This is a genomic window from Sphingopyxis lindanitolerans, from assembly GCF_002993885.1.
Lineage (GTDB): Bacteria > Pseudomonadota > Alphaproteobacteria > Sphingomonadales > Sphingomonadaceae > Sphingopyxis > Sphingopyxis lindanitolerans.
Genome location: NZ_CM009578.1, coordinates 3,810,665 through 3,833,499, shown reverse-complemented (window position 1 = coordinate 3,833,499; position 22,835 = coordinate 3,810,665). Strand labels below are relative to the sequence as shown.

Genomic DNA, 22,835 nt, shown 5'->3' with positions numbered 1-22,835 from the left:
TTTCCGCATGGCCCATAGCCGCTCGATCAACACCATCTCCGCTGCCTGCGCCCGCCAACTGACCGACGCCGCCGCAGCCGCAGCCGCCGAGATCGGAGTGCCGATGTGCATCGCGATTACCTGCGCCGCGGGCAATCTGCTCCACTTCCTGCGCATGGACGGCGCGCCGCTGCTCAGCAGCGATATTGCGATCAACAAAGCCTATACCGCCGCCGGTTTCGGCATGGCGACGCATGCGTGGCACGAATTCATCAAGGACGACCCGCCACTACTCCACGGCATCGTCCACACCGACCGCCTCGTCACCTTCGGCGGCGGCTATCCGATCCGCGAAGGCAAAGCGATGATCGGCGGCATCGGCATCAGTGGTGGGCATTATAGCCAGGACATGGACGTCGCGACCAAAGCGCTTGCCGCGATCGGCCTGGCCGCCGGCTAACGCGGCAGGCCCCTCGCCCTGCCGTCGGCCGCGTCAGGATATCCGGCCGAACGGCAGCAATTGCTCGGCGAGGCGGGAGGCGCCCTTGTTGTCGCCGGCGCGGATCAGCGCGACGACGCGCTTTGCCGCCGCCTGCGTGATCCGGTCGACTTCGGTAGGCGTCGACGCGCGCACTGCCTTGTCGAGCAGCAGCTTTGCCGCGGGAGCGTCCTTCGCGTCGAACGCGACGCGCGCCAGCCCGGCATAGGCGGGGAAGAACGCCCGGTTGCCGCCGAGGTTCACCGCCTTGTTCAGCGCCGCCAGCCCCTTGCTCTTGCTCGCACCGAGCGCAGAACCGCCGATCAACGTGCCGACATCGGCGATCACCGTCAGGTGCCAACCGCCAAGCGCGATCTGTGCTTCCGGGTCATTGGGATGGCGCGCCGCGAAACTGTTCAGAATATCGCGTCCGCGCCTGGCATCGCCGACCGACCGCGTCAGCTTTCCGCGATAGCCGAGCGCGATGCCCTGCTGCAATTGGGCGTCGCGATTACCCGGATCGCTTGCCAGCGTCGCCGCCAGCGACCCGATCGCCTTGTTGACGAGCCCCAGCGCCCGGCTCTTGTCGGCGGTCTGGAAGGCCGCTGTGACCAGTGTCGCCCGCGCGCTGCTGGCCGGGGCGGCGGCGGACGCGGCCGGGCCCGCCAGAGCGATCGAAACCATCGTCAGAAAAGCGATCGATTTGTGCATGCGTCGAAACTCCCGTCGGTTGCCCTGTTCGAGATTCGATTGTCAAAATTTAACATTGATGTCAATTATAAATTGAAGCCCCTCCGACGACAGGCTGTATTTCAACAGATTTCGGTCAAATTGGAGGGTGATCGTATAAAAATATCTGCCCATGATATAAGTTGATGTCAAAATGATGGAATCGCGCCGATGGTGGGCGGGGGCATGCGGCTGTGGCTCACGCGGCGCCTTCCGCACGCCGCGACGCCCGGCTCGGCCCCGATCTGACTCACTCCCTCTTCGCGGGTTCGGCACGGCCCCGCACATGCTGTCATATTGACGAATGCGCGGCGGCGGTTCAGGAGTCGCCGCATCGCGCCGTCGGCCGCCACCCCGCCGGGCCGACGCGCCGCAGTCCCACGCACCGGGGAATAGAGGGACCATCATTGACCGAAATGGCGAAAGCTCCAACCGAACCCCGGGTTCGGCGACGCAAGTGGATGGGGGACAAGGCGCGCGAAGAAGGGCTGATCGCCGCGCGCAAGCTCCTGCTCGAAGGCGGGCCCGCCGCGGTGACGCTCGCCAGCGTCGGCGAAGCGATCGGCATGTCGCACGCCAATGTCCTCTATCATTTCGGGTCGGCCGCCGATCTCCAGTCGGCGCTGATGGGATCGATGATCCGCGACCTGACCGATGCGCTCGACGGCGCGGTCGAACGCATCAAGACCGATGGCGCCGCACCGCGGGTGATCGTCGACCAGGTGTTCGACGCCTTCGGCGAAGGCGGCGCCGGCCAACTCGCCGCCTGGATCGCCCTGTCGCGCGATTTTTCGCACCTCGAGCCGGTGCGCGAGGCGGTGAATAGCCTCGTCGTCGCCTTTCGCGACAAGTTCCTCGACGAGGATGCCGACCCGCGCGTCCGCTCGGCGGTGCTGATGGTCGCGACCTGCGCCTTCGGCGACGCGGTGATCGGCCCGCACCTGCGCGACATGCTGGGCCAGGACGAAGATGCGATGCGCAGCCTGGCGGCCAAGCTGCTGCCGATGTTCGTCATCGCGCCGCTTTAGCTCCCTCCCCCCGAAAAAAAGGGGCGGGGCAAGGCCCGCCCCCAGTGGACGCTTCCCGGAGTGCGGGTGGGAGAGCGGTTGGATCAGTTTCCGAAGCCGATGCTCAGCTTGATATAGGGGCCGTGGATCGTGCGGTCATATTTCCCCGGACCCTCCGCCCCGCCGCCGTCGATAGCGTTGAAATAGCGGTCCCAGCGATACCCCGCCTTCACCCCCACGCGCCCGATGCTGTATGACAGGCCGGCCGCGGCGCCGAGCGTGGGCACAGTGGCGCTGCTGCGGCGGGCGATGCTGACGTGCTCGCTCGTCATGCTCGTGGGCGCCGTGGGCTGCGCGTAAGCGACCGCGATACGCCTCAACAAATTGGCTACGAAATCGCTGGAGGCGTTATCACGGGTTTCCGAGTTGGTTTCCTCGGCTGTAATGCGAGCCCTTTGATGGCCGAAGAGCAACCCCGCCGTGATCGCCCAGTCGAAACCGACAGTGCCCGTTTCCGGGGAGCCGAACATATCCACTGAGCCATCCCATTTCGCGATGGGACCGACGCCCTGAAACTCCCTCTCCAGTTCCGCATAGCTTTGATAGCGATGGAAGGTGGTAAATCCTTTCGCGAAGGCGTTGTTGGGCTGGATATTGTCGGGCACGCCGAGGATATCGAGCGAGGTATCCGAGTCGAGATCGGCGTAGCGCGCACCAAGACCGATCGAGGATCGCGCGCCTTTGCCCAGTCCGACATCGTGGCTGACGACGAAGTCCGCGATCAGATGCTTTTCCACCTCAACCACCCCGACATCCGAATAGATGGTATGGCGAATGCCGCGCGTATCGAGGTCACAGGTGTCGCTGAGCGGGCAAAGAAGTTCGCTCACTTGCTCCGCGCGACCCCGCCGCTTCACCCCGTCCTTGCCATAGCGAAGCTGAGCGGTCAGCTTCCACGGGCTATCGTTCGGCTGGACGATCAATGCAAGGTCGGTGCCGTCACGCCACGACGTCCGGCGCTTGGCCTGGATCGGGGTGAAGGAATCGAGTTCGGTTGGAAAGGCATCGGCGAAGGTCGGGCGATAGGACGCATTGCCTCCGCCATGCCGCAGCAATTCCACCCCGCCTTCCAGCGTCACATCCCACGGCGTGCCCGGCGTGTGGGCCCGATTGGCTCCCCCGAACCCAAAGGGCAGGCCCGAAAACTCCTTCGTGACGCGCAGGCCGTAGCGGCGCGGCTCGGTTAGGAAGACGTTGGTGACCAGATTGGTGTCGTCGCTGAGCAGGAAGGCGCCGGTGATCGCGGTCTTGTTGAAGACATTCTTGACATAGGCCATGATGTTCCAGCCCGATGGCTCATTGTGCAGCAACAGTGCGGCGTTGACCGTGGAATAGGGCCGGATGCGATCATAGTCGGGACGATTGAAGACGCGCGCCCAGCTTTTTCCCTGATAATAATAATCCCCGTGCAGCGTCGCCAGCCAGTCGCCACCCAGCGGCAAAGTATAGTCGGCGGTCACCGATACTGTAACGTGCGGCGCATTGGGCAGTTCGTTGCCCGATATGTCGGTAAAGAAGCCTTCGCCATTGTTCGGCGCGGTCGAAGGATCCCAGCCGGCATATCCCGGCTTCCACGACAGCATCGAAACTCCACTGCCGGTCGTCGGATTGGGGACATAGGGCAGCGCCGTCACGGGATCGAGTCCGAGCTGATAAGCAAGCTCGCAACCGCCGGGGTTCCCCCCGCCCTTGCCACCCAGGTTGATGAGTGCCGGGGTTCCTTCCGGCGTTATGGCGTTGGCCCATGCGGCCGGAGTTACACCCTGAAACAATGCGACAGGAAGGATGCAATTTGACGGATAGGACGGGAAGGGTCGCACGACCACCCAGTCGGGATTGCCTGCAGTGCGATCCATCAGATCGATCGCTCGCGATCCCTTTTTAAGCTTGCTGTCCTGGTAGCCGAGTTTCAGCCCGAGCTGAAAATTGCGCGTCGGACTCCACAGCGTTTCGAGTTCGGCGCCCCATACCAGCGTATCGAAATTCAGGTTGACCGCCGACCGATCGACGACCTGCGAAATCTGGTACCCGCTATAATCATAGAAGAAGGCGGCAGCGTTGATCGTCAGCGTGCGATCGAACAATTCATTCTTGATGCCGATTTCGAACGCATTGACATATTCTGGATCGAACGTTTCGGGACGCGTCGCCGATCGCCGGATGATGGCCTTTGCCACGTCGTTCGCCCCGCCTGCGCTCAGTGCGTAGGCGACCGCGCCGGTCGAGGGCGGATTGGCGCCGCCCGCCTTATAGCCTCGCGATATCGACCCATAGATGAGGGTGCTGTCGGTAAAGGAAAGTACGGGCTTCCAGTCGATGCTGATCTTACCCGTGGGCTTGATCCATTGTTGCCGTATCGTCTTTTCGACCGGATAGCCGGCAGCGTCCGCCCCCAGCACCCAACTGGGGATGCGCGGCGCCTTCTTTCGGTCGACCGTCAACCGTCCGCCGACCGTCAGCTTCAGATCGTCGGCCAGCTCGTAATAGGCCTCACCGAAGGCGGACCAGGAAGTTAGCCCATAGGGATTGTCGCTGAGGAAGTAATTATGTCCCTGCCCGTTGAGATTATCGACCGAATTGGGATCCATATAAACGCAGCCCGACACCTCATAGGCGCGATCGAACGTCGGCGGCTGCAGCCCGTTGATCAGACACTCGCGGTTGTCGCTGACACCGGCCTGATAAGGCGGCAAATCGAGATAATCATCGCGAAGCCCGCCCGTCGCCGAGATCAGGCCGAGCGAGTTGAAGAAGACGTAGAATTTTTCCTTGGTATCATATTTCAGGAAATTGGCGCCGATATTGAAATTGAGCGGCCCATCGTTGTTGGACGTCAGGCGGAACTCCTGCGCGAACTGCGTCGATTTGGCCGTCGACAAATCCATGCCGACGAGCCGGTCGGTGCAGCCGATCTGCGGATCGCAGAAAATACCCGTCTTCATGAACTGACCGGGAAGATAGGGTTCGGGCACTTCGGTCGGCCCCAGTTGGAGGACGCCCGATCGCGCGAGGGTATCGTCATATCTGAACGCCCCCGGCGCCGTATTGAAGCGATTGAAATCCTGCGTCGAAAAAATGCTGTCGGTGGAATAGGCGGTTTCCGACGACAGCCGCAGATTGTCCGCGACATCCCAGCCAAGTTGCAGTTCGAAAATGTTCGACCGGGCGCGATAGTTGGGCTCGACCGTCGATTCGATTTCGCGCAGGCTGCGCGACTGGGTACGGCTGACGTATGGGTCCTGCAGCGCCACCGGCAGGTTGATCGCGCCCAGTGGCAGATAATAGGGCAGCGATACGCCGTTCGGCGTCTGGTAGCTTTCGTCCGAATAGAAGCTCGACGGCAGGCATCCCTGGCTGAAAGTCGCCTGGGCGCCAGCGAATAGCGATCGCTGTCCCGCTTCGGGTAGTGTCTGCAAATGCGTCACTGGAAACCCGGCAACCTCTGTCACTTCATCGGTTTTGCACAATTGTTTCCCCGAACGCAGGCGGTCGTCCTTCTCGTTGAAATGTTCCCAGACGAAATTGGCCTCGAAATTGTCGGTCGGCCGGAACAGCAGACTGGCGCGCGTCGACCAGAGGTCGCGGCCGTCGGTCTGCTTGTCGGTGATGCTGTTGTGGACATAGCCGTCGCGCATCGTCCATGCGCCGGCGAGGCGGAGCGCGACCTTCTCATCGACGATCGGAATGTTGATCATCCCTTCGGTGCGGATCTGGTTATAGCTGCCGACATCGACCGACAGCTTCGCGCTCGGCTCGAACTTCGGCTTCGCGGTCACCAGGTTGACGACACCGGCGGTCGCATTGCGGCCATAGAGCGTGCCCTGCGGCCCGCGCAGGATTTCGACACGTTCGAGGTCGAAGAATTCCTGCTCGAAAAAGCGGTTGCGGATGAAGGGGGTATTGTTGAGCGCGACCCCGACCGCGGGGTCGGTCGTCACCGAAATCGCCTGTGTCCCGATGCCGCGAATCTGGATCGAATAGCCCGAGAAATTGGTCTTGGTGAAGGTCATGTTGGGAACCTGCGTCATCAGGTCGGGCCCGCCCGTCACCTGCCGCGTCGTCAGTTCCTCCATCGTCACCGCGGTGACGGCGGCGGGCACGTCCTGGATCGATTCGGCGCGCTTGCGCGCGGTCACGACGATATCATTGCTCCCGTCGCGCTGATTGTCCGCCACCGACTTCTGTCGCGCGGCATCCTGCGCCGCCGCTGGCATCGCCAGACACACCGAAACCGCGATCAGGCTTACAGCTGCGCTAACACGCAAGACGCTTGTCGACCCCATAGCAATCCTCCCCTGTGGTAGCGGAATCTGGCCCGCCTTCTTTTATCGAGTCATAAATTTCGTAAATTTACTTTGATGTCAATATCAAAATATTGCGAGGCCGAACCAAGCCCCGCACTGCGCAAAATTCAGCCGATCGGTCATGGCGAGAATCTGTCGCGCTCGCGGCATATCTTCTCCTCTATCTGAACCGCAACACGGTGAAACCTTAAAATACCGCATTATTTCAGTCAGTTAATTTCGATCTGGATGGAAGGCGCGCACAAGGCGCCTCCCGCCGCCGTCAAAGCGCGCCCGATGGCACGCTGCCAGCCTCTTCGGATTCTTGTTGACATCAATGTCTAAACGAATCTATTTTGACATCATTGTTAAAACGGAGCCGAACCCATGACCCTCGAGAAGCATCTGTCCAAGAGTCCGAACGACCTGTCGATCCGGATCCGCAATCTCCACTTTCAATTCGACGCGAACCGGGCGCGCGGACGACGCTGGTGGCACGGCGGCGACCCGGTCGCGACCGCCTTTTTCAACGCGCTGTCGGCCACCTTTCCCGATGGCGAGAAATTCTTCATGGATAGCGTGCGCGAATATCGCCACCTGACCAGCGAGCCGCTGCGGTCACAGATCAAGGATTTCGTCGGCCAGGAAGCGGTGCACAGCCGCGAACACCGCGAGTTCAACGCACTCGCCGCCGACGCGGGCTATGACATCGCCAGGCTCGAGGCACGGACATTGAGGGTCATCGCGCTCGGACGGCGCAATGCGAAAATCCGGCAGCTCGCGGCGACCTGCGCGCTCGAACATTTCACTGCGATCCTCGCGCACAGCCTGCTCGAAGCAGGCAGCACCGACCTCGCCGGCGCGCCCGAAGAGGCCAAGCGCATGTGGAGCTGGCACGCGATGGAGGAGCTTGAGCACAAGGCGGTCGCCTTCGACACGTTGATAGTCGCGACGCGGGACTGGTCGTCGCCGCGACGCTATTTGCTGCGCACCGCCACCATGGTCGCGAGCACCCTGCTCTTCTTTTGGACGATCGGGGCCAATATGGCGTCACTCTATCGCGAGGACCGCATCAACACGCCCGCGACCTGGTGGAGGACCGCCAAATATCTGATGGCGAAGCCCGGCGTGCTCCGCCGTTGTTTCCGGCCCTATCTGCAATATTACCGGCCGGGCTTCCATCCGTGGGACCATGACGACCGCGCTCTGCTCGCGCTGACCGAGGCAAAATACGGGCTCGCCGCGGCCTGATGAAATATGCGTTTGCGGGGCGCGCCGACGCGCCCCGCAAACAGGAATCATGCCGTCAACCGCGGTCGGGCAGCGCGGCGGTCACGATGACTTCGACCTTATAGTCGTCAGTGGCGAGGCGCACCTCGCCGGTGGCGCGGGTCGGAGCGTTGGCGCCCGCGATCCACTCTTCCCAAACGGCGTTCATCGCCGCGAAGTCGGCCATGTCGGCAAGCCAGATGGTGGCGGTGAGCAAGCGGTCGCGGCTGGTCCCCGCCTCGCCCAGGAGTTTGTCGACCGACGCGAGCACGGCGCGCGTCTGCGCCGCCGCACTTTCGCCGGGCGCGCCGACCTGGCCCGCGAGGTAGACGATGCCGCTGTGGATCACGGCCTGGCTCATGCGGGGGCCGCTATGCAGGCGTTCGATGGTCACTTCTTCCTTCTCCTTCGATAAAGCGTGTCAGCGCGAATAGCGCGAAAGGGCGAGGTCGGCATGGTCGATGGGCGGCGCTGTCCCGCCGATGATGCTGGCGATCAGCCGCGCGGAACCACATGCCATCGTCCAGCCCAATGTGCCATGTCCGGCGTTCAAAAAAAGGTTCGGCAAGCGCGTCGCGCCGATGACCGGCGTGCTGTCGGGGGTCATCGGCCGCAATCCGCTCCAGAAATTCGTCTCCGCCTTCGTGGCCGCGGCGCCCGGAAACAGGTCGTTCAGCGAGTGCAACAGCGTTGCCTCGCGGCGTTCCGACAGCGTGCGATCGAACCCCGAAAGCTCGGCCATCCCGCCGACCCGGATGCGGTCTCCGAGCCGGGTGATCGCAATCTTGTAGCTTTCGTCGAGAAGCGTCGAAACCGGGGCGCGGCCTTCGTCGGCGATCGGGACCGTGATCGAATAGCCCTTGACCGGATAGATCGGAATATCGAGGCCGAGGGGCCGCAGCAGGCCCGGCGTAAAACTTGCCAGCGCCGCGAGATAGGCGTCACCGGTGATCGTCCCGCGATCGGTGCGCACGCCGACGATCCGCCCGCCTTCGCTTTCAAGCGCTTCGATGGTGGTGTCGTAAAGGATTTCGACCCCCAGCGCCGGAAGCCGGTCCGCGAGCGCGCGCGTGAAGAGGTGGCAGTCGCCGGTTTCATCGCCGGGCAGCCGCAGCCCCCCGACGAACCGGTCGCGGGTCGCAGCCAGCCCCGGTTCGGCCCCGACGCAGCCGTCGCGCTCCAACAATTCATAGGCGACGCCATAATCCTTGAGGACGGCGATATCGCTCGCGCTGTCGTCATATTGCTTTTGCGTGCGAAAAAGCTGGAGCGTGCCCTGTTCGCGATGATCATATGCGATCCCCAGCTCGGTTCGCAGGGTGATCAGCTCGTCGCGGCTGAACTCGGCAAGACGAACCATGCGGCTCTTGTTCAGGGCATAGCGCGCCGCCGTGCAGTTGCGCAGCATCGCCAGAATCCACCGCAGCATGGCAGGGTCGAAGCGCGGTTTGAGGATCAGCGGCGCGTGATGCATGAACAGCCAGCGCAAGGCCTTGACCGGAATGCCCGGCGCCGCCCACGGCGACGCATAGCCAGGGGAAATCTCGCCCGCATTGGCAAAGCTGGTCTCGAGCCCCGGCCCCTTCTGGCGATCGATCAGCACGACCTCATGCCCCGCCTTGGCGAGATAATAGGCCGATGTGACGCCGATGACCCCGGCGCCAAGAATCACGATCTTCATATCCTGTCTCCCGCGATCTGCGATTGGCCGTCTTCGACGAAAATCCGCGCGTGGCGCGATCCGAGACGGGTCAGCACTTCATAGGGGATCGTCCCCGCATCGCGAGCGACGTCGGCCAGCGATTGTGACGGCCCAATCAGTTCGACCAGGTCGCCTTCGGCGAGCGCGGCGGCGCGGGGATCGCTGATGTCGATCGTCAGGCTGTCCATCGACACCCGTCCGACGATCGGCAGCGCGACGCCGTCCCACCAGGCGCGGCCGACGCCGCCAAGATTGCGCGGCCAGCCATCGGCATAGCCGATGCCGATCGTGGCGAGGCGCTGCGGCCCGCGCGCGACATGGTCGAGCCCATAGCCGACGCCGACTCCCGGCCCGATCTCGCGGATCTGCAGGATGCGCGCGTGCAACGTCGCGACGGGCCGCAGCCCGGCCGCGGCCGGGCCGGGATCGACGCCGAACAGCGCAACCCCCGGACGGACGATGGCGCAATGAAAGCCCTTCGGCAGAAACGAGCCGCCACTGTTGGCGATCGACGCCGGGGCATCGGGAAACAGCCCGCAGCCCGCGGTGAAGGCGCCGAGCTGCGCTGCGTTGGCGGGATGATCGGGATCGTCGCCGCACGCGAGATGGGTCATGACGAGGCGCAGGTCGATTTCGCGCGCGAAGGCCGGATCGCGCGACAGCGGTTCGGCCTCGGCAAGCGAAAGCCCCAGGCGCGACATGCCGGTGTCGAGTTGCAGCGCCGCCGGCAGCGCCGTCCCGCGCGACACGGCGAGCCGGCGCCAGGCGGCCACCTGCGTGGACGAATTGAGCACCGGGATATGCCCCGCGTCGGCGCATCGACTCTCGGCGCCGGGATCGAGGCCGTTGAGAATGAAGATAGGAACGTCGGCGCCCAACATGACCGCCAGCGCATCGGCCTCGACGAGCCGCGCCACGAAGAACGTCCGGCACCCTTCGCGATAGAGCGCCGCCGCCACCTGTTCGGCGCCAAGGCCATAGCCGTTGGCCTTGACCACCGCCCCGGCGCGCGCCGGGGCAACGCGCGCGGCGATCGAGCGATAATTGGCGCGGATCGCGTCGAGGTCGATCCGGAGGATGCTCGACGACAAAATTTGAGCCATGACCCTTCATCCTCCGCGGAACGCAAGATAGTCAAAATCTCTTCCAATGTGCCGCTCATATGACGTAGAAACAGGCATAATATGGACAACATATAGAATTATATACGGGGCAATCGCAGAATATGCAGTCACTCGACGACATCGACCGGCGCATCCTGAATCGGCTACGGCTCGATGCCCGGATCACCAACCAGGCGCTCGCGAGCGAGGTCGGCCTGTCGCCCTCGGCCTGCCTGCGCCGCGTACGTCTGCTCGAACAATCGGGGGTGATCCGCGGCTATGCGGCGATCGTTTCGCACGCCGCCCCCCATGAAGGGACGACCGCGATCGTTCAGATCGAACTCGAACGACAGACCGAGGAATATCTCGTGCGCTTCGAGAAGGCGGTGCGCGATCATGCCGAGATTCAGGAATGGTATCTGATGACCGGCGGCGGCGATTATGTCCTGCGGGTCCAGATCGACGGCATCGACGCCTATGGCGCCTTCCACCGCGACGTGCTGTCGCGCCTGCCCGGCGTCTCGCGGATCATGTCGAGCTTCGCGATGCGCAGCAACCGCCGGATGTAGAACGCTGTCGGCCGGTCGCCATATGGCAACAAGTTATACGAAGCGATTCGCGATCACGCCGATGCCGTCGACTCCGCCTTCGACGACATCGCCCGCAACGACGCGCCCAACACCCGCCGGAGTGCCGGTGTAGATGAGGTCGCCGGGCCTGAGTTCGACATAGGTCGACAGTTCGGCGATGATGTCGGCGACCGGCCAGATCATGTCGGCGATGTCGCCGTCCTGCCGCAGCTCGCCATTGACCGACAGCCAGATCCGCGCGCTGGCGGGGTGGCCGACCTCGGCCGAGGGGCGGATCGGCGAGAGGATGGCGCTATGATCGAAACCTTTCGCCATGTCCCACGGCCGACCGCCGGCCTTGGCGTCGGCCTGCAAGTCGCGGCGCGTCAGGTCGTTGCCGACGGCATAGCCGAAGATGCAGCCCGCGGCATCGTCGGATGCGATGTTCGCGCCGCCCTTCGCAAGCGCCACCACCAGCTCGATCTCGTGATGCAGATTGGCGGTGCGCGGCGGCATCGCGATGTCGCCCGTGCCCAGGGCGACCGCGTCGGCGGGCTTCGAGAAGAAGAAGGGCGGCTCGCGGCTGGGGTCGCCGCCCATCTCGCGCGCATGGTCGGCGTAATTCTTGCCGACGCAGAAAATGCGGCGGACGAGAAAGCGTTCGCCGCTTCCGGCGATTGCGGCGGTGGGAGCGGAAACGGAAAATGACAGGCCCATGCGTGCATCCTCGATATCAGGCCGCCGACGGGGGCGCGTGGTTTTTCAACCCGCCTGCGCAGCAATATCGACGCCATAGAGCTTGCCGCTCGCCGCGACCAGCCTCGCTTTCACGCAAGGCAGGCCTAAAACCAGACGCGCACTCCCATCACGAAGCTGACGCCGTTCGTATCCTCACCAGCGGCACGCGCGAACCGCGCGGTGTCGCCGAGCTGGCGCGCCCATTCGACCCCGACATAGGGCGCGAATTCCTTGACGACCTCATAGCGAAGCCGCAGCCCGAGTTCGACATTGGAAAGCCCCGACCCGGTGCTCGTCTCGCGAACGTCCTGAAGCGCGAAATTGACCTCCGCCCGTGGTTGCAGGATCAGCCTCTGAGTAATGCGCTGATCGTAAAACCCCTCGACCCGCCCAAGCAGATCGCCCTTGTTCGACAGGAACAGCGCGCCTTCGACCTCGAACCAATAGGGCGCGAGGCCTTCGAAGCCGACGACCACGTAGCTGCGGTCGGGCCCTTCGCCCAGATCCTGCCGCACACCGGCCTGGAGGTTGAAATAGGGGCCGACCGCGCGGCTGTAGAGCAATTGCAGTTCGGCCGCCTCGACCCCTTCGCCCCACCAGCCTTCGCCTTCGCTCTTGAGCGTGACGCGATCGACATCGCCGCCGTACCAGCCTTCGACTCCCCAGCGATATCCGTCGCGGCCCTTGCGCGCCTGATATTCGGCGCGGTCCAGGCTCAGGAAAGCGATCGTCTGCCCACCGCTCTCCTTCATCATTTCATCGCGTGCGCGATCCATCTCGGCTTTTGGATAGATTTGGTCGGCATACCAATCGTCCGGCGGCGCGGGGGCGGGCGCATCGCCCGCTGGCAGGTCGGTGCCGACCGCGCCCGTCGCCGGGCCGGGCGGCGCGTCGCCGGGGGTGCAATGGCCCATCGCGGCATGCTCGGGCGGGCAGCCCGGCGACCCGGCGTCGGCGGGCTGATCCATGACCATGCCCGGCATATCGTCGTGATCCATGCTTTCTGCGGGCCGGGGCGTGTGCTGAGCCTCAGGCGCCGGCGCGGCGGGCGGCTCATCGTGCATCGCATGACCCTGCGCGGCCGCCGGATCGGCGAAGGCCAGCGCGGCACCGCCGACAAGGAACAGCGCGAGCCGGGTCATGCCGCCTCCCCGCGCGGACGGACGCTGACGACCCGCATCATCCCGGCATACATATGATAGAGAAGATGACAGTGGAACGCCCAGTCGCCGACCGCGTCGGCGGTCAGGTCAAAGGTCGCGATGCCCCCCGGCTGGACCAGCACCGTATGCTTGCGCGGCGCCCGGTCGCCCTTGCCGGTGACCAGTTCAAAGAAATGGCCGTGCAGGTGGATCGGGTGGCTCATCATCGTATCGTTGATCAAATTGACGCGCACCCGCTCACCCTCGATGAACGGGATCGGTTCGTGATGATCCGACATCTTCATGCCGTCGAACGACCACATGAAGCGTTCCATATTGCCGGTCAGGTGGATGTCGAGCGAGCGCTCGGGCGCGCGAACGTCGGGATTGCGGTCGAGCGCGACGAGTTGCTTGTAGGTCAGAACCTCGTGCCCGACATCGTCGAGCCCCTGGCCGGGCTCGCCCATTCGGTCGACGGGCATCGGTGAGATCGTCTGGACGCTCGGGTCGCGCTTGACCTGCGGCGCGGCGTCGAAGTCGCGCATGCCATGATCCATCGCGCCGCCATCGCCCTCGATCGTGCAATGGCCCATCGCGGCATGCTCGGCCGAACAGGACGCATCGCCGCCCGCCCCCGCGCCCATCGCGCCCATCCCCATATCCTTCATCGTCGCCAGCGGCCGCGAACGCAGCGGCGGAACTTCGGCCGTCATTCCGGGGCGCGGCGCCAGCGTCGCCCGCCCCATCCCCGATCGATCATTGGCTTCGGCGACGAACGTATAGGCGCGATCCACGGCCGGGGTGACGATCACGTCATAGGTCTCGGCAACCGCGATCTGGAACTCGTCGGTCTCGACCGGCACGATGTTCAGGCCGTCGGCCTGCACGACGGTCATCCGCAGTCCGGGGATACGGACATTGAAGATCGACATTGCCGATGCGTTGATGATGCGCAGCCTGACACGCTCGCCGGGATTGAAAAGCGCGGTCCAATTGTCGCGCGGGCCATGGCCGTTGACCAGAAAGGTGTAGGTCGAGCCGCTGACGTCGGCGACGTCGGTCGGGTCCATCCGCATCGCGCCCCAGGCGATGCGCTCGTCGAGCGGTTGATCCTTGCCTGCCAGCAATCCGGCGAGCGTCTGACGCTGCCCGTTGAAATGGCCGGGGTTGGCCTTGAGCTTGTGAAAGATCGCCTCGGGCGAGATGTGGCTGTGATCGGACAGCACCACGACATGCTCGCGGTCATAGACGACCGGGTCGGTGCCCTCGGGGTCGATGACGATCGGCCCATAATGGCCGATTTGTTCCTGAAGGCCCGAATGGCTGTGATACCAATAGGTGCCCGACTGGATGACCGGAAATTCGTAGATGAAGGTCGAGCGCGGCTTGATCCCCGGAAAACTGACCCCCGGAACACCGTCCATCTGAAACGGGAGGAGCAGCCCGTGCCAGTGGATCGAGCTGTCCTCATCAAGGTCGTTGACGACGGTCAGCCTGGCGGTCTGCCCTTCCTTCAGGCGCACCAGCGGCGCCGGCACCGTCCCGTTTATCCCGATCGCGCGGCTCAGCCGGCCGTCGACCCGCATCGTCTGGCGCGCGATGCGCAGCGTGATGTCGCTGCCCGACACCGTCGGGATCGGCGCGGTGATGCCGGACGACACCGGCTGCGCCCAGGCCGGGAACCACGCCGCCATCGCAGCGACCCCGCCGCCGCCCAAAGCCCCGCCGACGAACCGGCGCCTGTTGATCTGCATATTCTTTCCGACCGTTCGTGATTGCTCTTCAAACCCATACGCAGGCAGATCGCGCGCCCCTTATCCGAATCAGCGATATGAGGCGCCCTCGCCGGGAACGGCGAGCAGCTGCCGGAGCCGCGCCCGCGCGCGATAGAGGCGCGTTTCGACCGTTTTCTCACTGACGCTCAACAACGCCGCAGCCTCTGCCTGGCTGACCTCCTCCACCCCCCGCAGGACCAGAATCTCGCGCAAATTCCGCGGCAGCCTGGCGATCGCGGCGCGGACACGGGCAAGTTCGATCCGGTCATCGGTCTGGGTGTCGGGAAGCGGCGTGTCGCTGGCGATATCGTACGCGGATTCAATCGGGAGCGCGCGCGCGAAGAAGGCGCGAACCTTGCGCCGCCGCGCCCAGTCGCGGCACTTGTTGATCGCGATCCGGCTGATCCAGATGCGAAAGGGCCGCTCGCCATCATAGCGGTCGATGGCTGCGAACGCCGCGACAAAGGCTTCCTGGGTCAAATCCATCGCCTCCTCGGCATCGCCGATCTGCCGCACGATCAGTCGGTAAACCAAGGCCTTGTAGCGATTGAGCAGTTCACGATAGGCGTCCTCGCGCCCGGCCCGCGCGAACGCGGCCAGGTCGGTGTCCGACCATTGCGACGGGTCGGCACTCACCGCGCATCGGCGGTCAGCGCCTTGACCACGATCTTGTCGAACATGCGCGCCTGGTCGCTGTCGAGGACAGCGCGCATCGTAAAGAGATGTTCCAGCGTTTCCTTTTGCAGCGTTCCCATGACCCGATGGCTATGGTCGATCGCCTCGGTGACTTGCGGGCCATAGCCATGCTCGGCCTCGATCGCCTGGGCCAGTTGGACATTGGCGGCGCGCATATCCTGCTCCAGTGCTCGCCGGCGGCCCGCGAAATCGGCCTCGATCTTGTCGATCCGGACCTTCTGCTGCGCTGTCAGGTCGAGTTGATTGTGCAGGAGCGCATGAAGCTCGGTTTCGCTTGCCCTGGGAACATCCGTCGCCAGGCGGCCGACGAACACCCCGGCGATGGCGGCGGCAAAGGCGATGAGGCCGACAAGCAGCAGGCGGCGTGACGGCATGTTATCGCGCGTCCAACAGCGTCGAAGGCGCAAGCGCGCTTGCCGGGGCGAGCGGGCTGAGCGCGCTCGCCGCGACCGCCGGCCGCGAAACCATGCTCCCCGCGACCACCCCGCCACCCAGCGACAGGAAAGCGGCGAGCGTCATCGCCCGGCGCAGGACCGCCGCCTCCCGGCGCCGGACGCCAAGCGCGCGGATGACCCGGTCGTCGAGCGCGTCGAGCGCCGCCGGCAGATCGACCCGGCTCAAGATACGAAGTTCGTCGTCCATCAACCTCTTGCCGAATGGCCTTCCCCAATGGGTCCTGACCCTATGTCCATACGCGGCTGCGGCGATCATCCCTCAAACGGGTCGGCGAGGGCCAAACGACGCGCCTGCGTATTAGCAGAACAGACCAACAATTGGAGGTTTTATGCTCAAGTCCTTTTTCCCGTCCGCGGCGGCCGCTCTCGCCCTGCTGGTGGCGCCGGTCGCGACGAGCGCGCACACGAGGCTCGTCGGTTCGACGCCGGCGGCCGGTTCGACCGTCGCCAAGACGACATCCGTGAGCCTGCAATTCAGCGAGCGGCTGATCCCTTCGACGATCAGGACGAGCCTCGTCATGACCGGTATGCCCGGAATGGACGATCATGCGCCCATGAAAATTCCTTACTCATCGGCGATGGGCAAGGACGGAAAATCGATGACCCTCATGCTCAAGCGTCCACTCGCGGCGGGCACCTACACGCTGAGCTGGTCGGCGGCGGGCGCGGACACGCATCGCATGGGAAGCGAATTCAGCTTCACGGTGAAATAAGGCGATGAGCGATCCCGCGCTGATCGGCATCCGGTTCGCGCTCTATGCGGACCTGATGCTCGTCGCCGGGCTCGCGGCCTTCCTCCTCTACGCTCTGACGCGCGACGAGCGCGCAAGCCCCGCACTGACCGACAGGATCTGGCGCGCCGAACGATGGCTCTGCGCGGCCGGGCTTCTCGTGTCGGCCCTCGGGATGGGCGTGCTCGCGGCGTCGATGCAGGATGTCGGCCTCCTCGCGCTCGACGCGCAGTCCTTCCAGGATATCGTCCGGCAAAGCGACGCGGGCACCGCGTGGCTCTATCGCAGCGCCGCGCTCGCCGCCGCGCTGGCGGCCTCGATCTGGATGAGGCGGTGGCCGCACGCCGCCGCCATGCTGCTTGTGGCGGCGGCCATGGCCGCGGTCGCGACTCTCGCCTGGTCGGGCCACGCCGGCGCGAGCGAGGGCGCTGCCGGGATCATCCACCGGGTCGGCGACATCGTGCATATGACGGCAGCGGCAGTGTGGATCGGCGCGCTTGCGGCCTTTGTCCTGCTCCTCCATCCGCGATGTCCCGAGGGGGCCGCGATCGCCGCGCGAAGTCTCGAACAATTTTCGACCATCGGCACGATCTGCGTCCTGCTCATCGCGGGAACCGGGCTCCTCAACGGCCAGATGATTATCGGCGCGCAGAATCTCGGCCGATCGCTCGCCGCACCCTATGGGCAATTGCTTCTCGCCAAGCTTGCATTGTTCGCGCTCATGCTCGCTCTCGCCGCCGCCAATCGCTGGCGGTTCACGCTGGCGCTCGGCGCCGCGATCGCGCAGGCGGAAGCGAGCCGTGACGAGAACTCTTCGGGAACCATCGCCACCCTGCGCAAGAGCCTGATCGTCGAAGCGACGGCAGCCTTCACCATCCTTGCTCTGGTCGCCTGGTTGGGAACGCTCGATCCTTTCGGCAGCGAAGGCATGTGACCCGAAGGAGGGCCCGGCTCCCCGCCCGGTGGCGAAAGGGAGCCGGGTCCGCGTCAGGCCGCCGCTCTTGCGAACCTGCCGCCGTTATAATCGTCGATCGCCTGACGGATTTCCGCCTCATTGTTCATCACAAAGGGACCGTGGCCAAAGATCGGCTCGTCGATCGGTTCACCGGTCAGGACCAGGATCGTCGCGTCGCCGTCGGCATGGACGCGCACCGCGTCGCCGTCGCGGCTGAGCAGCAACATCTCGGCCTCGCCCACCCCCTCGCCGCCGTTCACCGTGACATGGCCGCCAAGCACCACCAGCATCGCGGTGTGCCCCTCGGGCAGGTCGAGCGTCAGATCGGCGTCGCGGTTCAGCCGCACGTCCCAGACGTTGATCGGGGTGAAGGTGCGCGCCGGCCCCTTCGTGCCCAGCAACTCGCCGGCGATGACGCGGCCCAGCCCTGCGCCGCCCGGAAGCTCGACGGTCGGGATTTCGGCCGCAGTGATGCCCTGATAGCCGCCGGGCGCCATCTTGTCCTTGGCGGGCAGATTGACCCAGAGCTGCACCATCTTGAACGGGCCGCCGGTTTTGCCGAACGCCGGGGAATGATATTCCTCATGGATGATCCCACCCGCGGCGGTCATCCACTGGACGTCGCCGGGGCCGATGACGCCACCATTGCCCGCCGAATCCCTGTGCTCGACCTCACCGTCATAGACGATCGTCACCGTCTCGAACCCGCGATGCGGATGCTGGCCGACGCCGCGCCGGCTGGTGGTCGGCGCGAAATTATAGGGGCCTGCATAATCGAGCAGCAGGAAGGGACTCACCTGCCCGCCGAGGCTGTTGTAGGAAAAGAGCGAGCGGACCGGAAAGCCGTCGCCGACCCAATGCTGGTTGGGATTGCTGTAGGTGCCGAGGATCGTCTTCATAGTGCATCTCCTGCGCCTCCCATGCGGGAGGTTGTTGGTTGCAGCCGATATATCCATGCAACAATCCGATCAGAAGATTGTAAAACTGGATTCAGAATCCTATTAACAGGACAATGCAGGATCTCAACGACCTCTATTATTTCGTCCAGGCGGTCGATCATGGCGGCTTCACCGCGGCGGCGCGCGCGCTGGGAATGCAAAAGTCAAAGCTCAGCCGCCGCGTCGGCTTGCTCGAGGAGCGGTTGGGGGCGCGACTGATCCAGCGGTCGACCCGGCGCTTTTCGGTGACCGAAATCGGCCGCGAATATTATCGCCATTGCGTCGCGATGCTGGTCGAGGCCGAAGCGGCGCAGACGGTCGTCGAGCAATCCCGCGCCGAGCCGTGCGGCATCGTCCGGCTGAGTTGCCCGACCGGCCTGCTCGCTTTCCAGTTCGGCGACCTTTTCGCCCGCTACATGGCGCTCTATCCCGATGTCGAACTCCATGTCGAAAGCACCAACCGCCGCATCGACGTGATTGGCGAAGGCTTCGACCTCGCGATCCGCGTCCGCCCACCGCCGCTTCCTGAAAGCGACCTCGTCATGCGCCGTTTCGACGAGCGCACCATCCGCATCGTCGCGAACCCTCAATTGCTCCGCGCGCACGCGATCTCGCTGCCGTCCGATCTGTCCGGTCTTCCCAGCCTCGATTTCGGCTCGCTCGGCGGCGACCATCGCTGGCGCCTGGTCCATGCCGACGGCAGCACCGCCGACGTGCGTCATCAGCCGCGCCTCGTCACCGACGACATGGCGTTGTTGCGCGACGCCGCGCTCGCCGGGGTGGGGATGGTGCGCCTTCCCACGCTCGTGGTCTGGGAGGATCTGCAACAGGGACGACTGGTGACCGTGCTCCCCGAATGGCGCTTGTCGAACGAGATCGTCCACGCCGTTTTCCCATCGAAACGCGGCCTGCTACCGTCGGTTCGCTCCTTGCTCGACTTTCTGGCGAGCGAATGCGCTACGCAGCGCCAACGTATAACCGGCTGAAGGGACCGACAGCCCGGATTCAGCGTCCCACCACCCCATCGGCCACATAGGGGTTCGTCCGCCGTTCCTGCGCAAAGCTGCTGTGCGGGCCGTGGCCGGGCAGAAAGATCGTGTCGCCGCCGAGCGGCCAGAGTTTTTGCGTGATCGAATCGAGAAGCTGCTGGTGATTGCCGCGCGGAAAGTCGGTGCGGCCGATCGACCCTTGGAACAGCACGTCGCCGACGATCGCGAGTTTCGACGGGGCGTGATGAAAGACGACGTGACCGGGCGTGTGGCCGGGGCAATGGATGACGTCGATCTGAAGATTGCCGACCGTCACCGTGTCGCCGTCGACGAGCCAGCGGTCGGGCTCGAACACCTCGCCCGCCATCCCGAAGCGGGCGCCGTCCTCGCCGAGCTTTTCGATCCAGAAGCGATCGTCCTCGTGCGGCCCCTCGATCGGCACGCCCAGTTCCTTCGCCAGCACGCCGGCCTGGCCGCAATGGTCCATATGGCCGTGGGTGACGAGGATCTTCTCGACCTCGACCCCGGTCTGCTGGACCGCTTCCTTCAGCTTGTCGAGGTCGCCGCCGGGATCGACGAAGGCCGCCTTGTTGGTTTCGGTGCACCACAGCAAAGTGCAATTCTGCTGAAAAGCGGTGACCGGCACGATCGCGGCCTTCAGCGGAGGGTTGGGAGCGTTCATGGCCGCCGATGTGGGGAAATGGCGCGGCTTTGGCAAGGGTGGCGGTCTGCTCCCGATCGAAAACCGCCAAAAGCGATCCTCCCCCACGGGGGGAGGGGGACCACCCGAAGGGTGGTGGAGGGGCACAGGAGGTTTGCGCCGCGCTCGGCCGAAAGAGCCGCGCATTTCCAACGCTGGGTCGCGCCTATTATTTCAACGGCAAGGCAAGCCGACTGTGCCCCTCCACCATGCTTCGCATGGTCCCCCTCCCCGTGCCGGGGAGGATCGGAAAGGTCCGCGCCCCACCACAATGCAGGCATCGGCTTCAAATAGGCCTTTCCTACATTATCCGGCTGTGCCAGCTTTTATCCGGTTCTTTCATTTGGTGGATAAAGCGATGGCGGTCCAGCTTGCGGGGGTGGCCACGGCGAGGCGTGCCGGGCGCGTTCACCACGCGTCGAGGCCCGGATCGGGCATGCAAGAGGCTGAACTTTCCTGAACTTTGGAAATGACCACGCGCTCCTTGCGCCGACCAGCCCCCGGATCCAAGCCGCGATGACGAAAGAAGACAGGGCAGATTTCCGGCCCCAAACAGCCCCTCACCGCAACGTCATCATGTCCCCTTCGACATTCACCGCGTCGAGCTTGGCGAGGAAGCTCTGGCCGAGCAGCGAGACGCCCATGTCGGCATCGACCACCGCCGCCTCGACATTCCGCACCGCGATCCCGTCGACCTCGACGCTGTCGAGCATGACGATCCGCATCGGCACCTGGCCGCCCGCGGTCTGCGCCATGCCGCCGACCGGCAGGCGGTCGACATCGATCCCGATCGCCTCCGCATCGCGCCGCGTCAACGCAACGAGCGAGGCGCCGCTGTCGACGAGCATGCGGATCTGCGTGCCCTGCACGTCGGTGTCGGCATAGAAATGCGAATCGGACGCGCGCCTGATCTTGACCGGCCCCGCCGGCGACGAGGAGGTTTTGGCAGCGGCGGCGGCGGCATCGCGTCCCCGCGTCGTCCAGTTGCTTTCGCCGGCGTAGCGATCGACCACAGGCGCCGCGGGCGCTTCGGCCTTTTGCCGGCCGGCGATCCCGGCGATGCCGATCGAGCCTGCCGCGATCATCGCGGCCATGGTGATGAAACGCCCCAACATGGCGCGTTTGTCGCAGATCATGATTGGGGAATGGTTAAGCGGGTTCCCGCTCGACGAAGGCACGCCAGCGCGGTGTTTCGCCCCGGATGCTGTAGGTGATGCGCGCGCAGGCATAGCGCCGCCCCGGCGCATTGTCGGCTTCGGCGGCGGTGGTCGGCCAGGACGCATCGGCGTCCGACGACCAGCAGACGATCGCCTCGGCCTCGGGCCGCGCGGCGATCGCGGCGCGATCTTCGGCGGTCAGCGTCGCGGGCGGCTGCCACCCCAGGATGGCGCGGTGCGTGACCCCTTGCGCAAACAGTGCGTGGCGGAACGGGCTGTCGCGGTCGCGCAGCAGGGCCGTCACGCGCGCGCGGTCGGGCGCGGCGAGCCACCGGCCGCCGAGCAGCGGCCCCCAACGGCTTTCATCCATCGAACGCAGCGCGGGAAGCAATTCGTCGGCGGCGGCCTCGAACCGCGCGGTCCAGGGCGAATCCCCGGCGAGCGGCGTCAAGATCGAGGGGGCGGTGGCCTTCTCGGGCGCGATCGGCACGAGCGGCGGATCGGCGGCGATGGCCGGGACGGCGGCAAGAGCGGCGACGAACGCCGAAGCAATCAGACAGGCGCGCATGGCGGGAAAATTACCACGCCCGCCTGCACCTGTCATGAACCAGTATCGACGGTAAGCGCTTCGCGCATCCATCCCGGCGCCGCGACGGGGTCGATATTTTCGACCCGCCGATGCTCGACCGACCAGCCGAGTTCGGGATAGGCGACGACTTGCCGCTTGGCGTCGGCTTCGGCGATCGGAGCGACGACCAGCCGCCGGTTGACCTTCTGCCGCCAGTTCATTCGCGCCGTATTCTCCTGCCCGACATAGCAGCCCTTGGCAAAGCTGACGCCGTTCAGTTCGGCGGCATTGCATTCGAGCCAGAGCGTCGTCCCGTCGCCAAGCTCGGCGCGCCCCTCGGTGACGCCCAGCGATAGGCGGTGCGCCTGCCACGCGGCATCGGCCCCCTCCCCTGCTGCGCCTGCATCGGCGGGCGCGAGCCAGCGCTGACCCAGGTCGGACAGGCGCGGATCGACGACGCCCAAATCGCCTTGCTTCGCCCAATGGACGCCCAGCCCCTCTTCGCGCGCAATTATGATCGCGCGGCGGAGGCGATAGAGCGTCAGGCGTTTGGCGAGATCGTCGGCAGCGGCGCGCTCGCAATCGATCAGCACATCCGCCTCGTCGGCCCAGATCAGGAAGTCGAACAGCACTTTGCCCTGCGGGGTCAGCAGCGCCGCCCACACCGGCAGATTGCCCGCGACATCGTTGGTGACGAGGCCTTGCAGGAAGCCGCGCACATCCTCCCCCGAAAGACGGACGAGCGCGCGGTCGTTGAGGGTGGTATTGGGCATGGCGATAATCTAGGGACGCTCCAGCCAAAACCAACCCAT

23 protein-coding genes are annotated in these 22,835 nt (G+C 64.9%); 7 read left to right on the top strand and 16 right to left on the bottom strand.

Annotated elements, in window-relative coordinates; all coding sequences use genetic code 11:
* The first annotated feature begins 7 nt into the window (after nt 1–7).
* A complete protein-coding gene (locus CVO77_RS18155) occupies nt 8–439 on the top strand; it encodes a GlcG/HbpS family heme-binding protein (protein WP_106000271.1) in 432 nt (143 codons plus the stop codon).
* 33 nt (nt 440–472) lie between these two features.
* Here the strand turns inward: CVO77_RS18155 and CVO77_RS18150 are convergent, their stop codons facing one another.
* Nucleotides 473–1,168, bottom strand: coding sequence for a tetratricopeptide repeat protein (locus CVO77_RS18150; RefSeq protein WP_106000270.1), 696 nt, complete (start codon nt 1,166–1,168; stop codon nt 473–475).
* A gap of 434 nt (nt 1,169–1,602) precedes the next feature.
* Between CVO77_RS18150 and CVO77_RS18145 the strand changes: the two genes are divergently transcribed.
* Nucleotides 1,603–2,214: a TetR/AcrR family transcriptional regulator gene (locus tag CVO77_RS18145; RefSeq protein ID WP_106000938.1), complete on the top strand. Its 612-nt coding sequence runs from the start codon at nt 1,603–1,605 to the stop codon at nt 2,212–2,214.
* Between the two features lie 83 nt (nt 2,215–2,297).
* Here CVO77_RS18145 and CVO77_RS18140 read toward each other — a convergent pair whose 3' ends face one another.
* Nucleotides 2,298–6,536, bottom strand: a complete 4,239-nt coding sequence (locus CVO77_RS18140) for a TonB-dependent receptor domain-containing protein (protein WP_106000269.1) — start codon at nt 6,534–6,536, stop codon at nt 2,298–2,300.
* A 387-nt stretch (nt 6,537–6,923) separates the two neighbouring features.
* On the opposite strand from CVO77_RS18140, the gene CVO77_RS18135 reads away from it, so the two are divergent.
* Nucleotides 6,924–7,787, top strand: a complete 864-nt coding sequence (locus tag CVO77_RS18135; protein WP_106000268.1) for a metal-dependent hydrolase — start codon at nt 6,924–6,926, stop codon at nt 7,785–7,787.
* A gap of 55 nt (nt 7,788–7,842) precedes the next feature.
* On the opposite strand, the gene CVO77_RS18130 is transcribed toward CVO77_RS18135, so the two are convergent.
* The 3 genes from CVO77_RS18130 to alr are packed head-to-tail and all read right to left on the bottom strand — an operon-like array spanning nt 7,843 to nt 10,610.
* A complete protein-coding gene (locus CVO77_RS18130) occupies nt 7,843–8,199 on the bottom strand; it encodes a RidA family protein (RefSeq protein WP_106000267.1) in 357 nt (118 codons plus the stop codon).
* A gap of 27 nt (nt 8,200–8,226) precedes the next feature.
* Nucleotides 8,227–9,486 (bottom strand): D-amino acid dehydrogenase, encoded by a 1,260-nt coding sequence (locus CVO77_RS18125; RefSeq protein ID WP_106000266.1) that lies wholly within the window; start codon nt 9,484–9,486, stop codon nt 8,227–8,229.
* Nucleotides 9,483–10,610, bottom strand: a complete 1,128-nt coding sequence (gene alr, locus CVO77_RS18120; protein WP_106000265.1) for an alanine racemase — start codon at nt 10,608–10,610, stop codon at nt 9,483–9,485. The genes CVO77_RS18125 and alr overlap by 4 nt, the downstream gene beginning before the upstream one ends.
* Nucleotides 10,611–10,732: 122 nt before the next feature.
* On the opposite strand from alr, the gene CVO77_RS18115 reads away from it, so the two are divergent.
* Complete coding sequence (locus CVO77_RS18115) at nt 10,733–11,179, top strand: Lrp/AsnC family transcriptional regulator (RefSeq protein WP_106000264.1); 447 nt, start codon at nt 10,733–10,735, stop codon at nt 11,177–11,179.
* Between the two features lie 33 nt (nt 11,180–11,212).
* Here CVO77_RS18115 and CVO77_RS18110 read toward each other — a convergent pair whose 3' ends face one another.
* The 6 genes from CVO77_RS18110 to CVO77_RS18085 form a co-directional block, all read right to left on the bottom strand.
* Nucleotides 11,213–11,896, bottom strand: coding sequence for a fumarylacetoacetate hydrolase family protein (locus CVO77_RS18110; protein WP_106000263.1), 684 nt, complete (start codon nt 11,894–11,896; stop codon nt 11,213–11,215).
* A 125-nt stretch (nt 11,897–12,021) separates the two neighbouring features.
* Nucleotides 12,022–13,059, bottom strand: coding sequence for a copper resistance protein B (locus tag CVO77_RS18105; RefSeq protein ID WP_106000262.1), 1,038 nt, complete (start codon nt 13,057–13,059; stop codon nt 12,022–12,024).
* Nucleotides 13,056–14,813, bottom strand: a complete 1,758-nt coding sequence (locus tag CVO77_RS18100; RefSeq protein ID WP_106000261.1) for a copper resistance system multicopper oxidase — start codon at nt 14,811–14,813, stop codon at nt 13,056–13,058. The genes CVO77_RS18105 and CVO77_RS18100 overlap by 4 nt, the downstream gene beginning before the upstream one ends.
* A 69-nt stretch (nt 14,814–14,882) precedes the next feature.
* Nucleotides 14,883–15,470: an RNA polymerase sigma factor gene (locus CVO77_RS18095; protein WP_106000260.1), complete on the bottom strand. Its 588-nt coding sequence runs from the start codon at nt 15,468–15,470 to the stop codon at nt 14,883–14,885.
* A complete protein-coding gene (locus CVO77_RS18090; protein WP_106000259.1) occupies nt 15,467–15,904 on the bottom strand; it encodes a periplasmic heavy metal sensor in 438 nt (145 codons plus the stop codon). The genes CVO77_RS18095 and CVO77_RS18090 overlap by 4 nt, the downstream gene beginning before the upstream one ends.
* 1 nt (nt 15,905) lies before the next feature.
* Nucleotides 15,906–16,172 carry a hypothetical protein gene (locus CVO77_RS18085; protein ID WP_106000258.1) on the bottom strand — a complete coding sequence of 89 codons (267 nt, stop codon included), beginning with the start codon at nt 16,170–16,172 and terminating at the stop codon, nt 15,906–15,908.
* 190 nt (nt 16,173–16,362) lie between these two features.
* Here CVO77_RS18085 and CVO77_RS18080 point away from each other — a divergent pair, with 190 nt between their 5' ends.
* Both CVO77_RS18080 and copD read left to right on the top strand, forming a co-directional pair.
* Nucleotides 16,363–16,698, top strand: a complete 336-nt coding sequence (locus tag CVO77_RS18080; protein ID WP_242446007.1) for a copper resistance protein CopC — start codon at nt 16,363–16,365, stop codon at nt 16,696–16,698.
* Between the two features lie 4 nt (nt 16,699–16,702).
* Nucleotides 16,703–17,650, top strand: coding sequence for a copper homeostasis membrane protein CopD (copD, locus tag CVO77_RS18075; RefSeq protein ID WP_106000256.1), 948 nt, complete (start codon nt 16,703–16,705; stop codon nt 17,648–17,650).
* Nucleotides 17,651–17,703: 53 nt separating this feature from the next.
* Here the strand turns inward: copD and CVO77_RS18070 are convergent, their stop codons facing one another.
* A complete protein-coding gene (locus CVO77_RS18070) occupies nt 17,704–18,570 on the bottom strand; it encodes a pirin family protein (RefSeq protein WP_106000255.1) in 867 nt (288 codons plus the stop codon).
* A gap of 113 nt (nt 18,571–18,683) precedes the next feature.
* Here CVO77_RS18070 and CVO77_RS18065 point away from each other — a divergent pair, with 113 nt between their 5' ends.
* Entirely contained in the window at nt 18,684–19,595 is a 912-nt protein-coding gene (locus tag CVO77_RS18065) for a LysR substrate-binding domain-containing protein (RefSeq protein ID WP_106000254.1), read from the top strand.
* 19 nt (nt 19,596–19,614) lie between these two features.
* Here the strand turns inward: CVO77_RS18065 and CVO77_RS18060 are convergent, their stop codons facing one another.
* The 4 genes from CVO77_RS18060 to ygfZ all read right to left on the bottom strand — a co-directional run bounded on the left by CVO77_RS18060 (nt 19,615) and on the right by ygfZ (nt 22,796).
* A complete protein-coding gene (locus CVO77_RS18060) occupies nt 19,615–20,280 on the bottom strand; it encodes an MBL fold metallo-hydrolase (RefSeq protein WP_106000253.1) in 666 nt (221 codons plus the stop codon).
* A gap of 578 nt (nt 20,281–20,858) precedes the next feature.
* The gene (locus CVO77_RS18055; RefSeq protein ID WP_242446006.1) at nt 20,859–21,434 is read right to left on the bottom strand and encodes a retropepsin-like aspartic protease family protein; all 576 of its coding nucleotides are present in this window, start codon (nt 21,432–21,434) and stop codon (nt 20,859–20,861) included.
* Between the two features lie 13 nt (nt 21,435–21,447).
* Nucleotides 21,448–22,023 (bottom strand): hypothetical protein, encoded by a 576-nt coding sequence (locus CVO77_RS18050; protein WP_106000252.1) that lies wholly within the window; start codon nt 22,021–22,023, stop codon nt 21,448–21,450.
* 32 nt (nt 22,024–22,055) lie between these two features.
* On the bottom strand, nt 22,056–22,796 hold the full coding sequence (ygfZ, locus tag CVO77_RS18045) for a CAF17-like 4Fe-4S cluster assembly/insertion protein YgfZ (protein WP_106000251.1): 741 nt from the start codon (nt 22,794–22,796) through the stop codon (nt 22,056–22,058).
* Between the last annotated feature and the right edge of the window lie 39 nt (nt 22,797–22,835).

Bases quoted from the DNA above. Each gene is read 5' to 3' on its own strand.
- CVO77_RS18060 (WP_106000253.1), bottom strand. From the start codon at position 20,280: ATGAACGCTCCCAACCCTCCGCTGAAGGCCGCGATCGTGCCGGTCACC.
- CVO77_RS18110 (WP_106000263.1), bottom strand. From the start codon at position 11,896: ATGGGCCTGTCATTTTCCGTTTCCGCTCCCACCGCCGCAATCGCCGGA.
- CVO77_RS18050 (WP_106000252.1), bottom strand. From the start codon at position 22,023: ATGCGCGCCTGTCTGATTGCTTCGGCGTTCGTCGCCGCTCTTGCCGCC.
- CVO77_RS18100 (WP_106000261.1), bottom strand. From the start codon at position 14,813: ATGCAGATCAACAGGCGCCGGTTCGTCGGCGGGGCTTTGGGCGGCGGC.
- CVO77_RS18140 (WP_106000269.1), bottom strand. From the start codon at position 6,536: ATGGGGTCGACAAGCGTCTTGCGTGTTAGCGCAGCTGTAAGCCTGATC.
- CVO77_RS18125 (WP_106000266.1), bottom strand. From the start codon at position 9,486: ATGAAGATCGTGATTCTTGGCGCCGGGGTCATCGGCGTCACATCGGCC.
- CVO77_RS18145 (WP_106000938.1), top strand. From the start codon at position 1,603: ATGGCGAAAGCTCCAACCGAACCCCGGGTTCGGCGACGCAAGTGGATG.
- CVO77_RS18070 (WP_106000255.1), bottom strand. From the start codon at position 18,570: ATGAAGACGATCCTCGGCACCTACAGCAATCCCAACCAGCATTGGGTC.
- CVO77_RS18090 (WP_106000259.1), bottom strand. From the start codon at position 15,904: ATGCCGTCACGCCGCCTGCTGCTTGTCGGCCTCATCGCCTTTGCCGCC.
- copD (WP_106000256.1), top strand. From the start codon at position 16,703: ATGAGCGATCCCGCGCTGATCGGCATCCGGTTCGCGCTCTATGCGGAC.
- CVO77_RS18065 (WP_106000254.1), top strand. From the start codon at position 18,684: ATGCAGGATCTCAACGACCTCTATTATTTCGTCCAGGCGGTCGATCAT.
- ygfZ (WP_106000251.1), bottom strand. From the start codon at position 22,796: ATGCCCAATACCACCCTCAACGACCGCGCGCTCGTCCGTCTTTCGGGG.
- CVO77_RS18055 (WP_242446006.1), bottom strand. From the start codon at position 21,434: ATGATCTGCGACAAACGCGCCATGTTGGGGCGTTTCATCACCATGGCC.
- CVO77_RS18155 (WP_106000271.1), top strand. From the start codon at position 8: ATGGCCCATAGCCGCTCGATCAACACCATCTCCGCTGCCTGCGCCCGC.
- alr (WP_106000265.1), bottom strand. From the start codon at position 10,610: ATGGCTCAAATTTTGTCGTCGAGCATCCTCCGGATCGACCTCGACGCG.
- CVO77_RS18135 (WP_106000268.1), top strand. From the start codon at position 6,924: ATGACCCTCGAGAAGCATCTGTCCAAGAGTCCGAACGACCTGTCGATC.
- CVO77_RS18150 (WP_106000270.1), bottom strand. From the start codon at position 1,168: ATGCACAAATCGATCGCTTTTCTGACGATGGTTTCGATCGCTCTGGCG.
- CVO77_RS18105 (WP_106000262.1), bottom strand. From the start codon at position 13,059: ATGACCCGGCTCGCGCTGTTCCTTGTCGGCGGTGCCGCGCTGGCCTTC.
- CVO77_RS18085 (WP_106000258.1), bottom strand. From the start codon at position 16,172: ATGGACGACGAACTTCGTATCTTGAGCCGGGTCGATCTGCCGGCGGCG.
- CVO77_RS18115 (WP_106000264.1), top strand. From the start codon at position 10,733: ATGCAGTCACTCGACGACATCGACCGGCGCATCCTGAATCGGCTACGG.